11 protein-coding genes are annotated in these 13,940 nt (G+C 54.8%); 7 read left to right on the forward strand and 4 right to left on the reverse strand.

What is annotated here, in order from left to right:
* Positions 1-2: 2 nt before the first annotated feature.
* From glyS to I2D83_RS21605, 3 genes are all read right to left on the reverse strand, one after another.
* A complete protein-coding gene (gene glyS / locus I2D83_RS21595; RefSeq protein WP_181845536.1) occupies positions 3-2,072 on the reverse strand; it encodes a glycine--tRNA ligase subunit beta in 2,070 nt (689 codons plus the stop codon).
* Positions 2,073-2,081: 9 nt separating this feature from the next.
* Positions 2,082-2,996, reverse strand: coding sequence for a glycine--tRNA ligase subunit alpha (glyQ, locus tag I2D83_RS21600; protein ID WP_010286428.1), 915 nt, complete (start codon positions 2,994-2,996; stop codon positions 2,082-2,084).
* 126 nt (positions 2,997-3,122) lie between these two features.
* Positions 3,123-3,929, reverse strand: a complete 807-nt coding sequence (locus I2D83_RS21605; RefSeq protein WP_015842254.1) for a sulfite exporter TauE/SafE family protein — start codon at positions 3,927-3,929, stop codon at positions 3,123-3,125.
* Between the two features lie 272 nt (positions 3,930-4,201).
* On the opposite strand from I2D83_RS21605, the gene I2D83_RS21610 reads away from it, so the two are divergent.
* Together I2D83_RS21610 and I2D83_RS21615 are read left to right on the forward strand one after the other, a co-directional pair.
* Complete coding sequence (locus I2D83_RS21610) at positions 4,202-4,765, forward strand: DNA-3-methyladenine glycosylase I (protein ID WP_205947281.1); 564 nt, start codon at positions 4,202-4,204, stop codon at positions 4,763-4,765.
* Positions 4,762-5,235: an N-acetyltransferase gene (locus I2D83_RS21615; protein ID WP_181830113.1), complete on the forward strand. Its 474-nt coding sequence runs from the start codon at positions 4,762-4,764 to the stop codon at positions 5,233-5,235. The genes I2D83_RS21610 and I2D83_RS21615 overlap by 4 nt, the downstream gene beginning before the upstream one ends.
* Positions 5,236-5,255: 20 nt before the next feature.
* On the opposite strand, the gene I2D83_RS21620 is transcribed toward I2D83_RS21615, so the two are convergent.
* Positions 5,256-7,217 carry a methyl-accepting chemotaxis protein gene (locus I2D83_RS21620; protein ID WP_205947282.1) on the reverse strand — a complete coding sequence of 654 codons (1,962 nt, stop codon included), beginning with the start codon at positions 7,215-7,217 and terminating at the stop codon, positions 5,256-5,258.
* A 306-nt stretch (positions 7,218-7,523) separates the two neighbouring features.
* On the opposite strand from I2D83_RS21620, the gene ghrB reads away from it, so the two are divergent.
* From ghrB to I2D83_RS21645, 5 genes are all read left to right on the forward strand, one after another.
* A complete protein-coding gene (ghrB, locus tag I2D83_RS21625) occupies positions 7,524-8,486 on the forward strand; it encodes a glyoxylate/hydroxypyruvate reductase GhrB (protein ID WP_205947283.1) in 963 nt (320 codons plus the stop codon).
* A 305-nt stretch (positions 8,487-8,791) separates the two neighbouring features.
* The gene (locus tag I2D83_RS21630; RefSeq protein WP_205947284.1) at positions 8,792-10,429 is read left to right on the forward strand and encodes a TIGR04028 family ABC transporter substrate-binding protein; all 1,638 of its coding nucleotides are present in this window, start codon (positions 8,792-8,794) and stop codon (positions 10,427-10,429) included.
* Between the two features lie 27 nt (positions 10,430-10,456).
* Positions 10,457-11,401, forward strand: a complete 945-nt coding sequence (locus tag I2D83_RS21635; protein WP_015842260.1) for an ABC transporter permease — start codon at positions 10,457-10,459, stop codon at positions 11,399-11,401.
* Positions 11,398-12,258 carry an ABC transporter permease gene (locus I2D83_RS21640; protein ID WP_181830108.1) on the forward strand — a complete coding sequence of 287 codons (861 nt, stop codon included), beginning with the start codon at positions 11,398-11,400 and terminating at the stop codon, positions 12,256-12,258. Before I2D83_RS21635 ends, I2D83_RS21640 begins: the two co-directional genes overlap by 4 nt.
* On the forward strand, positions 12,255-13,940 hold the full coding sequence (locus I2D83_RS21645; RefSeq protein WP_205947285.1) for a dipeptide ABC transporter ATP-binding protein: 1,686 nt from the start codon (positions 12,255-12,257) through the stop codon (positions 13,938-13,940). Before I2D83_RS21640 ends, I2D83_RS21645 begins: the two co-directional genes overlap by 4 nt.

Consider the following 13,940-nt stretch of genomic DNA (forward strand, 5'->3'; position numbering starts at 1 on the left):
CGTTATTGCAGCACGGAAATATCAGCTACCTGCAAGAACAGCTCACGCAGTTGGCTCAGCAGCGTCAGGCGGTTCACACGCACCTGCTCATCTTCTGCCATGACCATCACCTGGTCGAAGAATGCATCGACAGGTTCACGCAGTGAGGCCAGCTCAACCAGCGCTTCCTGATAGCGACCTTCGGCGAACAGTGGCGTCAGTTTATCGCGCAGCACAACAAGGTGAGTTGCCAGCGTAATTTCCGCCGCGTCTTTCAATACGGCAGCGTTGACGCTCTCGTTCAGCGTATCGGTGGATTTCGCCAGAATGTTGGAAACGCGCTTGTTAGCCGCAGCCAGCGCTGCGGCAGCATCCAGCGAACGGAAGTGGCTGACAGCTTTCACGCGGGCATCGAAATCTGCCGGACGAGTTGGACGACGCGCCAATACCGCCTGAATGGTATCTACGCTGTGGCCTTCTTCCTGATACCAGGCGCGGAAACGGCCGAGCATAAACTCAATCACGTCATCCACAACGTTGGCGTTAGTCAGCTTGGCGCCATACAAACGCACCGCTTCTTCGGTCAGCGTCTGCAAATCCAGCGGCAGGCGTTTTTCGACGATGATGCGCAGTACACCAAGGGCGGCACGACGCAGCGCAAACGGATCTTTGTCGCCTTTTGGATGTTGGCCAATGCCAAAAATCCCTGCCAGCGTATCCATCTTGTCGGCAATCGCCAGCGCACAGGCCACCGCAGAAGACGGCAGTTCATCACCCGCAAAGCGCGGCTGATATTGCTCATTCAGCGCAACGGCAACATCTTCGGCTTCGCCATCATGGCGCGCATAGTGCATTCCCATCACGCCCTGCGTGTCGGTGAATTCAAACACCATGTTGGTCATCAGGTCACACTTGGACAGCAGACCCGCACGCGTCGCGTGATTCACATCAGCACCAATCTGACCAGCAACCCAGCCAGCCAGCGCCTGAATGCGATCGGTTTTGTCGCGCAGCGTACCCAACTGCTGCTGGAACAAAACGGTTTCCAGACGCGGCAGGTGATCTTCCAGACGCTTTTTGCGGTCGGTATTGAAGAAGAATTCAGCATCTGCCAGACGCGGGCGCACCACTTTTTCGTTACCGGAAATAATCTGCTGTGGATCTTTGGATTCAATGTTGGCAACAAAGATGAAGTTCGGCAGCAGATTGCCACTGTTGTCGTAAACCGGGAAATACTTCTGGTCACCTTTCATGGTGTAAACCAGCGCTTCGGACGGCACAGCGAGGAATTTTTCTTCAAATTTCGCGGTCAATACCACTGGCCATTCCACCAGCGAGGTGACTTCTTCCAGCAGGCTGTCGCTCAGATCGGCATTACCGCCAATCTTGCGTGCGGCTTCTTCCGCATCGGCTTTGATTTTCGCTTTACGCGCATCGTAGTCGGCGACGACTTTGCCGCGCTCCAGCAGAATCTGCGGATACTGGTCGGCGCTATCAATCGTGAATTCAGCCTCACCCATAAAGCGGTGACCGCGAAGGGTACGAGCAGAATGGATACCCAATACCTGACCGGGGATCAATTCGTCACCCAGCAGCATAGTTACGGTATGTACCGGACGCACAAACTGCGTTTCTTTGTCGCTCCAGCGCATCAGCTTTGGAATTGGCAGCTTCGATAATGCGGTGCTTACCATGCCAGCCAGCAGCGCCTGCGCCTGCTCGCCTTTCGCGTGGGCGCGATACAGCAGCCACTCGCCTTTATCGGTCGTCAAACGCTCAGCTTGCTCAACGGTGATACCACAGCCACGCGCCCAGCCTTCTGCCGCTTTGGTGGGTTTACCTTCAGCATCAAACGCTTGTGCAATCGCCGGGCCGCGTTTTTCTACTTCACGATCGGGCTGAGAAGCGCTTAAGCGTGCCACTTTCAGCGCCAGACGGCGCGGCGCAGCAAACCAGCTCACCTCACCGTGCGCCAGATTGGCGGCATCCAGCTCCGCCGTGAAATTAGCGGCAAAGGATTCTGCCAGATTACGGAGAGCCTTCGGCGGCAGCTCTTCCGTGCCAATTTCCACCAGAAAAGTCTTGTCAGTCATGGCTGCCTCTTAGCTCTCTTTCTTATTACACATCGGGAAACCCAGTGCCTCACGCGAGGCATAGTAGGCTTCCGCAACCGCTTTGGTCAGGGTACGAATACGCAGAATGTAGCGCTGGCGCTCGGTAACCGAGATCGCTTTACGCGCATCCAGCAGGTTAAAGCTGTGCGCCGCTTTCAGAATACGTTCGTAAGCCGGTAAAGGCAGCGGTTTTTCCAGCGCCAGCAGGTGCTGCGCTTCTTTCTCATATTGCTCGAAGCAGCTGAACAGGAAATCAACGTCAGCGTGTTCAAAGTTGTAGGTCGACTGCTCGACTTCGTTTTGATGGAACACGTCGCCGTAGGTGGTTTTACCTAACGGGCCATCGCTCCATACCAGATCGTAAACGCTATCAACGCCCTGAATGTACATCGCCAGACGTTCCAGACCGTAGGTGATCTCACCCGTCACCGGTTTACATTCCAAACCGCCAACCTGCTGGAAGTAGGTAAACTGCGTGACTTCCATACCGTTCAGCCAGACTTCCCAGCCCAGACCCCAGGCACCCAGCGTCGGGTTTTCCCAGTTGTCTTCCACGAAACGAATATCGTGAATGGTCGGATCCATACCCAGCTCTTTCAGAGAACCGAGGTACAGCTCCTGAATATTGTCCGGTGATGGCTTAATGACGACCTGAAACTGGTAATAATGCTGTAAGCGGTTCGGGTTTTCGCCGTAGCGCCCATCGGTCGGACGACGAGAAGGCTGCACATAGGCGGCGGCCATTGGCTCCGGCCCCAGTGCCCGCAGGCAGGTCATAGGATGTGAAGTGCCTGCGCCGACTTCCATGTCCAATGGTTGAACAATGGTGCAGCCCTGGCGAGCCCAATAATCCTGTAATGTCAGGATCAGGCCCTGGAAGGTCTTGGTATCAAACTTTTGCATGTTGGATTCGCGCGCGATACAAGTGGATTTATAAGGAATGCGTCAGTATACCCTCTGACCGCAAGATATACAGCCAGAATGCGGTAACAAGTGCAAATCCCCGTTATCATCTTTCAAATTCCGGGATCAACCGGAAAAAACGGTCTGCAACATCTTCAGGCTTAGCAGCAGTAACAATGCCGCAAAGGCCTTTTTCAGTGTTGCCACAGGCAGACGGTGCGCCAGACGGGCACCGACAGGTGCGGTGAAAAAGCTGACGGCGGAAATCAGGAAAACGGCGGGCAGAGAAACATAGCCGACGCTGTAGTCAGGCAATCCGGTCGTCGACCAGCCGTTGATCAGGTAGCCCAGCGCGCCGGAAACGGCAATCGGTAGCCCAACCGCTGCGGATGTGCCGATCGCCTGCTGAATACGAACGTTGCACCACGTCAGGAACGGCACCGTGAGCGACCCACCGCCGATCGCCACCAGCGCTGATATGCTACCAATCACCAACCCCGCCAGCGAAATGCCTGCCGTACCGGGCAACTGGCGCTGCGGTTTTGGCTTGATATTCAGCACCATTTGCAGCGAAACGTAAGCCATAAAACAGGAGAAAAAGATCGCCAACGCCCGCGTCGGCAACAGCGTCGCCAGCCAGGTGGCCGCGAATGTCCCGATCAGGATGGCCGGCGTAATCCTCATCACGACAGGCCACAGCACCGCCTGATGTTGATGATGCGTGCGCAAGCTGGAAATCGCCGTGACGACAATCGCCGCCATTGATGTTCCCAACGCCAAATGCACCAGATGTGTATTCTCCACACCTTGTGCAGCAAACAGCGCCGTCAGCACCGGCACCATAATGCCGCCGCCGCCAATGCCCAATAAGCCCGCCATAAAGCCTACCACCGCGCCTAATGCCAGATAGGCTGCAATCCACTCCACTGCCATTCCCTGTACCCCTGTGTCTGCTTTTCTTATTTTTGATTTAACAACCCTGCCCCAATGAGCAGCCCTGAGCGAATAAACCGCTCTGGGCTGCTGGCAAAACATTATTCATGATTCCACGACGACTTTCCGCCCCATACGCCAGCGATCTTTCATATCTGCGAGCACGCCCGCAAAACACTGGTTGCCCATACAGCACTTTAAGTGCCATCATCACACCACATTGCGACAGACCGCCTTACAATCAACGGCATCACCATAATCAGGAGAAAGGCATGCAACGCTGCGGCTGGGTTACACAAGACACCTTATATCAGGATTACCACGATAACGAGTGGGGAAAGCCCTGTACCGACAGCCAGAAGCTGTTTGAGTTACTGTGTCTGGAAGGCCAGCAGGCAGGCCTTTCCTGGATCACGGTTCTGAAAAAACGCGAACACTATCGCCGTTGTTTCCACCAGTTCAACCCTGAGCAAGTCGCACAAATGACGCAGGATGACGTAGAACGGCTGGTGCAGGACAGCGGCATTATCCGCCATCGCGGGAAAATCGAGGCCATTATCACCAATGCAAAAGTGTGGGTGGCAATGGAGAGCCAGGGAGAGAGCTTCTCGCACTTCATTTGGTCTTTTGTCGGACACCAGCCACGTCTCAATCATCCCGCGTCACTGGCAGAAGTCCCAGCTAAAACGGACGTTTCAGATGCCATGTCCAAAGCCCTGAAGAAACGCGGCTTCAAATTTATCGGTTCGACTATCTGCTATGCCTTCATGCAAGCAGGTGGATTGGTCAATGACCATGTCACCGACTGTTTTTGTCATCAGGAAAGCACGTCATGATCCGCCCTTACTGCGACAGTGATCTCAAACCGCTGATGCAGCTTTGGCTAAAGAGCACCATTCTGGCGCATCCGTTTATTCGTGAAGATTACTGGCGAGAGAGCGCCAGTGCGGTACGCGACGTCTATATTCCCCAGTCGCGAACCTGGGTTTATGAGGAGCAAGGAAGCCTTATCGGCTTTATCAGCGTGCTGGAGGCTCGGTTCATCGGCGCACTGTTTGTGGAACAAGCCTATTATGGAAAACAGATTGGTACAGCGCTGATCCAGCATGTTCAGGCACAGTTTCCCTTACTCAGTCTGGAAGTGTATCAGCAGAATACGCGCGCCTGCCGATTCTACCATAAGCAGGGATTCGTCATCGTTGAGGAAAATGTTAATCAGGATACACAAGCCACGGCGCTGATCATGCAGTGGGCGAATGAGGGAGCCGTAAATGCCGCTCCCTCCGATTCCGTCGATCACCGCTGAGTCAGCGACTCAGCGCAATATCAGAACGTTGTCCAGTTATCGCTGCCGTTATCCCGCGATGCGAGCGTTGGCAGACGAGCCGTTGTCTTATTGCCCGAGTTGCTATTACCGGTGCCCGAGCCTTGCAGTCGTGGCAGACCGGCAACATCCGTATCGGATATGCGGAAAACTGACATCAGTTTTGCCAGCTTCGAGGCCTGTTCCTGCAATGAGTTCGCCGCCACGGAGGATTCGCTCACCATAGCGGCATTCTGCTGAATGGTCGTGTCCATTTCAGCAACAGCACTGCCGATTTGTGCAATCCCGCGGCTCTGTTCATCCGATGCCGAAGAGATTTCCCCCATGATGTCATTCACGCGGCTCACGGAAGCCACAATGTCATCCATCGTCGTTCCCGCCTGAGAAACCAGATCCGTTCCGGCACCCACGCGAGAAACCGACTCTGAAATCAGGCTTTCGATTTCTTTTGCCGCCTGAGAGCTGCGCTGGGCAAGACTGCGCACCTCACTGGCAACCACCGCAAATCCCCGTCCTTGCTCTCCGGCACGCGCCGCTTCTACTGCCGCATTCAATGCCAAAATATTGGTCTGGAAAGCGATGCTATTAATGACGCTCGTAATATCAGAGATTTTCTTCGAACTCCCCGAAATATCGCTCATAGTGTTAATTACGCGGTTAATAATATCCCCACCGCGATTGGCATTGGTTGAGGCTTCTCCGGCAATCTGGCTGGCATGTCGGGCATTATCGGCGTTGTTCTTCACCGTAGCCGTTAACTCTTCCATACTGGCTGCGGTTTCTACAATCGCCGCCGATTGCTGCTCGGTACGTGATGACAAATCATTATTGCCTACGGCAATGTCAGAAGCAGCACTTTCAACGCTGTACACGCTTTGACGAATATCAGTCATTAAATGACGTAGTTTCTCCGTCATCACCATCATCGCCGTCGTGAGTTGCCCCAGTTCATCATGCCGTTCTATCGTGACATTGGCGGACAGATCACCACTCGCAATGCGTTCCGCCAGCTTCAGGTTGGTAATAATGGGTCGGGTAATTTGTCGCGTGACAGACCAGGCGATCAATAACCCGAATACGATGGCTATCGCCCCTAAAACCAGCGTTTGCAGTACGGAGCTATTGATAATGTCATCATTCTTCGCGCCGAGCTTTTGCAGAATATTGCCGATATCACTCGTCATTTTGTCTCCGGTTGCCCGGAATTTAACATCGGTGGTCTTTAGCTGCCCGAGTTGTACGTAATACTGCTCTGCCGTTTGATGATAATTTTCAAATGCTTGCCAAAACGAATCCACGACGCGACGACGATCGCCACTAACCGACGATGCCAGCGCATCGTAGGATGCCTTCGAGGCAGCATAGACCTGTTTCTGTGCATTAAACGCGGCTTCGCTGTTCTCTTTTTGTAAGATATAAGTGCTGTTGACCAGTTTCAGAAACAGCAGTGAGAACGCATCTTTCTGCATCGCCAACGCATCTTCATCCGCGCTGATGGGAAAGTTGGTCATAAATGCCGTTAATGCATCAGAGGCATTCATCTGGCCGATTTTTTTTGCTGTCGCGACGACCGCATTGGCGGCGGCTTTCAGGGTATTCAGATCGGTATCATAATCTTTAAAATCTTGATCAAGATTATTAAAATCAGAGAGGTAACCCTCTTCCCACGTTAGCGCTTTCGCTTTTTCTTTTTGCTGATTTGCCTGACTAATATAGGTATTCAGATTCTTGATATTGTCATCCGCAAAGGTGAATGAATATTTCACTCTCGCCATTTTTGACTGATCGAGATAGTGATTCATTTCATTCAAAATAGTCGTTTTAACATACAGATCGTGAATGATAAAAAACCGTACAGCGCCAACACCAGACGCCATCATCACTAACAGCAGGACAATACCAAACCCGCCATACAGCTTATGAGAAACCTTAAGGTTTCTCATAACTCTGGTAAAAAAATGCATTTCCGCCCCCGTAACAGCACCATTTCTAAAACATCCCCGTAAATAGGGTTATCGGTTTTTCACGGTAAGGCTTTATCTGAAAATGAGTGACAGCAATCACAAAGGAAATATATTAATCAAAAAATGAAAATCTCACGCTAAGCATCGGTCTGCGATCGTTCATCCTATCCATCGTGCAAATCCCCCATTAATTGCGATTAACCTTGGGCAGATGCAGGGGCGGTATCGCTTGCAGTCTCTCGCCAGCTACGCGATTATTCGAGGAGCTATTTCTACGTTAACTTCCTTAATCTGCTGGAGTTTGTGATGAAACCTAGCGTTATCCTGTATAAAAAAATTGCTGACGACCTACGCGCTCGTTTAGATCAACACTTCATCGTCACTGAACTTGACGCCTTTCCTTCACTCGACCACCCGGCTCTGGCAACGGCCGAAGGCATCATTGGTTCCGGTGGTAAAGTCGATAAAGACTTCCTGCAACACGCCCCACGCTTACGTGCGGCCTCCACCATTTCTGTCGGTTACGACACCTTTAACGTCGACGCACTGAATGAAAAAGGGGTGATTCTCATGCATACCCCAACCGTGCTGACAGAAACCGTGGCGGATACGGTTCTGGCGCTGATGCTCGCCAGTGCACGACGGGTCGTGGAAGTGGCCGAACGCGTTAAAGCAGGCGAATGGAAAGGTGGCGTTGACAGCGACTGGTTTGGCACTGACGTTCACCATAAGACCATCGGCATTCTGGGGATGGGGCGCATCGGTCTGGCCGTCGCACAACGCGCCCACTTTGGTTTTAGCATGCCGGTTCTGTACAACGCTCGCCGCCATCACGCCGAAGCAGAGCAGCGCTTTAATGCTCGCCATTGCGATCTCGATACGCTCCTGGCCGAGTCTGACTTCCTCTGTATTACGCTGCCACTCACGGCGGAAACGCATCATCTGATTGGGCGTGAGCAGCTGGCAAAAATGAAACCCAGCGCCATTTTGATTAATATCGGTCGTGGTGCTGTCGTGGATGAAGACGCGCTGACGGAAGCGCTGGTGAAAGGAACCATTCAGGGCGCAGGCTTGGACGTGTTTGTCAAAGAACCGCTGCCCGTCGATTCTCCGCTGCTGGATTTACCTAACGTCGTGGCGCTGCCACATATCGGTTCTGCCACGCACGAAACACGCTACGATATGGCCGCCTGTGCCGTTGACAACCTGATTGCCGCCCTAAGCGGCCAGGTGAAAGAAAACTGCGTGAATCCACAGGTTTTGAAATAGTCCCTAGGCGATCTTAGCGCTGCGGCAACATGCTCGCAGCGCTGCTGCCCTCCCACTCAATAAACCCGCCATCACACGCGAAACGCAGCTATTTTCCGCAAAAAACCGCTCTTTTCCCTACCTAAAAACTGGATAACCAATGCCAGTTTTGTTCTTTGCTGTTTCCTACTGCCTATGGAAGTATCGGCTGTAACGAACGGTTAACGTCCCCGCCATATTTCCCCGTTTCAGGACGCAACCGATCCGCACATTCACCTGATAAAACAGAACGTTAATAAAAACCATTACCTGTAGGAACAACCATCGTGGCGACTTTTTTGCATCCTCATCAGAAACTCACTATTTTTGCCTCGTTGCTCCTTCTGGGCGGTGCACTGAGCGCACAGGCAGCGAACGACACACCAAAAATCGGCGGCACGCTGATTTATCTGGAACAGCAAGCACACACCAATCTCTATACGCCCGCAGGCGGGTTTTACCCGAACGGCGGCATTCTCAACCAGATTACCGACAAACTGACGTACCAGAACCCGGAAACGCTGGAGATCGAGCCGTGGGTTGCGGAATCCTGGACCGTCAACGCGGATAACACCGAATACACGTTCAAGATTCGTCCCGGCATCAGCTTCTCTGATGGCACTCCACTGGATGCCAACGCGGTAGCGAAAAACTTTGATACCTACGGATTGGGGAACACAGCGCTCAACCAGCCGGTTTCAGAAGTCATCAATAACTACCTGCGCAGTGAAGTCATCGATCCGCTCACGGTGAAGTTTTACTTTAAGAAGCCCTCTCCAGGCTTTCTGCAAGGCACCTCAGCAATTGGTTCCGGTTTGGTATCTCTCAGTACGCTTGATCGCAATTTCAATCAGTTAGGCAATGCCAAAAACATTATTGGTTCCGGTCCATTCGTCGTGAGCAGTGAGAAACTGGGACGCGAACTAAAACTGACCGCCCGTAAGGATTACAACTGGGCACCGGTTAAATCGAAGCATCAGGGGCGCGCCTACCTGGACGGCATTACCTATCTGGTAACCCCGGAAGACAGCGTGCGTATTGGCGCGTTGGTATCCGGTCAGGCGGATTTCATTCGTCAGATTCAGGCCTACGATGAAAAGCGGGTGCAAAGTCAGAACTTCAATCTTTATGCCCCGCCTACGCGCGGCGTCAATAACAGCGTGGTTTTCCGCCCGGACAACCCGCTGGTCGCCGATATCCGCGTGCGTAAAGCGCTGCTGCACGCCACCAACACCAAAGAGATCATCAATACGCTGTTCTCTGACAACTACCCACAGGCTACGTCACCGCTGGCCAAAACCGCTGCAGGCTATGTCGATCTCTCTAGCAAGCTCACCTTCGATCCCGCGCAGGCTAACAAACTGTTAGATGAAGCGGGGTGGAAAACCGGTTCGCAGGGATTGCGGCAAAAAGACGGCAAAACACTGGAACTGACCGCTTATGAATCGCTGCCGCAGCCGCAGAACAAAGAAACCTTACAGTTGGTTTCCCAGCAGTGGGCAAAAGTCGGCGTGAAGCTGAACGTGTTGGCGGGCGATGCGGGCAGTAAAACCGTCGATAGCCTCGATCCGCTGAAAACCGGCGTTGCACCAGCGATGGTAGGCCGCGCCGACCCGGATGTGATGAAAAGCCAATATTACCCGACGGTACGTAACGTCCTGCTGCAAAAAGGTGGCTCCAGCGACAAGGTGAAGGACTTTGTTGATCCGCATCTGAATACGCTGCTGGATGGCATCGCCGCTGAAACCGACCGCAGCAAGCGGCTGGCGCTGGTCGGGGAGGTACAGAACTACCTGATCGATCAGGCCTACGTCATTCCCATTTTTGAAGAACCGCAGGTGTTTGCCGGCGCGCCCACGACAAAAGGCATCTCGTTTGAAGCCGTCGGTCGCCCGAGTTTCTACAACGCCTGGCTGGATAAGTAACGCGAAAGAAAGAGGGAAGCGATCATCATGAACCGATATCTGGCACTGCGCATCGGTCAGGCACTGCTCGTCTTGTGGGCGGCATTTACCCTGTCTTTTATCCTGCTTCAGGCGATGCCGGGTGATGCTGTACTGATCAAGTTCCAAAACCCGGAGCTCGGCCTGAGTGCCGAGCAGATCGCACAGTTGCGTTTGTCTTACGGTGCCGATACGCCGGTACTCACGCAATATTTTCATGCGATAGCCCAGATACTGCGTGGCGATCTCGGCCTCTCTCTTCAGGCGGGCGTGCCAGTCACCGAATTGATTGCCGCGAATCTGCCGCCCACGCTGCTGCTCGCGGTGCTGGGCTTCATCGCTGCTGGCCTGCTGGCGTTTGCTCTGGCGTTCTTATCGACGCTGACACCATTTCAGTGGCTGCGAAGCACGCTGCAATCGTTGCCGTCGCTGTTTATTTCCGTCCCGACCTTTTGGCTCGGTATCGTACTGATTCAGATTTTCTCTTTCCGTCTGGGGCTGATCCCGGTGATTAACCCAGGCGAATGGGAAGGGCTGATTTTACCGGTTCTCACACTGGCGCTACCGATCTCCGCCCCGCTGGCTCAGGTGCTGATGCGCAGCATCGATCAAGTACAAACCCAGCCGTTTGTTGCCGTCGCCCGCGCCAAAGGAGCCAGCCGCAGCGGCGTGCTGTGGCGACATATCGCCCGCAACGCGATGCTGCCCACGCTGACCATCGCTGGCCTGCTGTTGGGCGAACTGATTGCGGGAGCGCTGATTACCGAAACCGTGTTTGGCCGTAACGGACTCGGTCAGTTGACGCAGGAAGCTGTGAACTATCAGGACAGCAGCGTATTGCAGGCCATCGTACTGATTTCCGCTGCCGCCTTTGTTGTCGTCAATCTGGCCGTCGACCTGCTCTATCCCCTTCTCGATCCGCGCCTGAAAAAAACGCCAGGAGCCACGCTATGACTACCGTACAGCTGGAAAAAATCACCTTTCCTCTTCTGCGCAAGCGGCCTCTACTGCGTCGCTACGCCTTCCAACCGGGGCTATTGCTGGCCTGGCTGGTGATGCTGACCGTCGCGCTTTGGGCGCTGTTCCCCGGCTGGTTTACTGGCTATAGCCCGACAGAGGGCATCGCGGGCGCACAGCGGCTGGCACCCGACGCCGACTACTGGCTCGGCACCGACCAACTGGGACGTGATCTCTACGCGCGCATCGTTTATGGCGCCGTGCACTCGCTTTCCGGGGCCGTTATCGCCGTCGGACTGGGTCTGGTGCTCGGTAGCCTGTTCGGTCTCTTGGCGGGCGCGGTGGGCGGCTGGCTGGATAGCGTCGTGATGCGCAGCATTGATGTGTTACTGGCTATTCCCGGCCTGCTGCTGGCGCTGAGCGTCATCATTCTGTTGGGTTTCGGCACGGTTAATGCCGCGATTGCCGTGGGCGTCACCTCCGTCGCCAGCTTCACACGGCTGGTACGTTCAGAAGTGTTGCGCGTGCGCCACAGCGACTACGTCGAAGCCGCCTATGGCAGCGGCGGCACCTTTTTCAGCGTGTTATGGCGGCACATCCTGCCGAACTCACTGACCACCGTTTTCGCCTTTGCCGCGCTGCAATTCGGCAGTGCGATTCTGGCCATCTCCACGCTGAGCTTCCTCGGCTACGGCGCACCACCGCCCACGCCGGAATGGGGACTGCTGATCGCCGAAGGCCGCAACTACATTGCCACCGCGTGGTGGTTAACCACCTTCCCCGGTCTGGTTGTCGTACTCGTTGTGTTGTCCGCCAACCGCATCAGCCAATCGATCAGAAGGACGGAACGATGAGCCTGTCAGCCAGCTTACAAACCAGCGCGGCGGTGCCCGTACTGGCTCTGGAAAACGTCACGATTGCCTACCGCAGTGACGATCGCGAGCAGACCGTCGTGGAAGGCGTCTCTTTTCATATTCAGCCAGGTGAAGTCGTCGCACTGGTGGGGGAATCCGGTTCAGGGAAAACCACCACCGCACAGGCGGTTATCGGTTTGCTGGCCGAGAACGGACGGTTAACACGCGGTGCCATTCGGCTCAACGGCGTGGATATCAGCGACTGGTCGCAGAAGCGGTTGGACAGCGTGCGCGGTGCGCAGATCAGCCTGATCCCGCAGGATCCCACCAGTTCCCTGAATCCGGTGCAGACCATCGGCGAGCAAGTGGACGAAATTCTGCGTATTCATCAGCGGGAAGATCGCCAGACTATCCGCCAGAAAACGCTGGCGCTGCTGGAACGCGTGGGGCTAAACCAGCCGGAGCTGCGAGCGAAACAGTATCCGCACGAGCTGTCCGGCGGCATGAAACAGCGCGTCCTGATCGCGATTGCCATTGCGCTAAAACCTGCGCTGATTATTGCTGATGAGCCCACCAGCGCGCTGGATGTCACCGTGCAGAAACGTATTCTCGATCTGCTTGATGAACTGCGACGCGAAAATGGGACGGCGGTGCTGTTCGTTACGCACGACCTGGGGGTCGCGGCCGAGCGTGCCGATCGGCTGCTGGTCTTCCAGAATGGCTACATTCAGGAACAGGGGCCAACGCTTGAGGTGCTAAGCGCGCCCTCAAGCCACTATGCCCGCACACTGCTGGCGAACGTGCCGTCGCTTAACCCAACGCCGCGTCCACCGCGCAACCATGCATCCGACATCATTGTCTCGGTCGAAAATCTGGTACAGACCTTCCCCTTATCGGGCCGTAAAGGGGAACATTTTCGGGCCGTGGATGACGTCTCTTTCAGCGTGGCACGCGGCACAACGCACGCCATTGTCGGCGAATCCGGCTCGGGTAAAACCACCACAGCGCGTAGCCTGCTCGGGTTTCATCACCCCAGCGCCGGGCGCATTCTGATCGACGGCACCGATATCACTCACCTGAAAGGCGAAGCGCTACGGCAGTTCCGGCAGAAAATTCAGTTGGTCTACCAAAATCCCTTTGGTTCACTCGATCCCTCACAGCGGTTATACGACATCGTCGAGGAACCGCTGCGCAATTTTAATCGCCATACCGCCGCGCAGCGGGAGCGAAAAATTCATGAGATGTTCGAGCGCGTCGCCCTGCCCGCCGCGTTGCTGTCACGCAAGCCGCGTGAGCTGTCCGGCGGCCAGCGACAACGTGTCGCCATCGCCCGGGCGCTGGTGCTGGAACCGCAGGTACTGGTGCTGGACGAGGCTGTCTCAGCGCTGGATGTCACCGTGCAGGCGCAGATTCTACGTTTGCTGGCTGAATTACAGGAATCACTTGGGCTGACATACCTGTTCATTTCGCACGATTTGGCGGTCGTACGCCAGATCGCCGACACCGTTTCCGTGCTGTACCACGGCAAGCAGCTTGAATCCGGCCCGGTAGAGCAGATCTTCGCCCATCCCGAACATCGCTACACCCGTGAACTCATCGAGGCCATTCCCGGGCAGCAACACCCGGCTTTTGCCCGCCCGCATCACTCTGAAACCAAAGTGGCACTAAACCAAGGACAGTAG

This window comes from Pectobacterium aroidearum (assembly GCF_015689195.1).
GTDB classification, from domain to species: Bacteria; Pseudomonadota; Gammaproteobacteria; order Enterobacterales; family Enterobacteriaceae; genus Pectobacterium; species Pectobacterium aroidearum.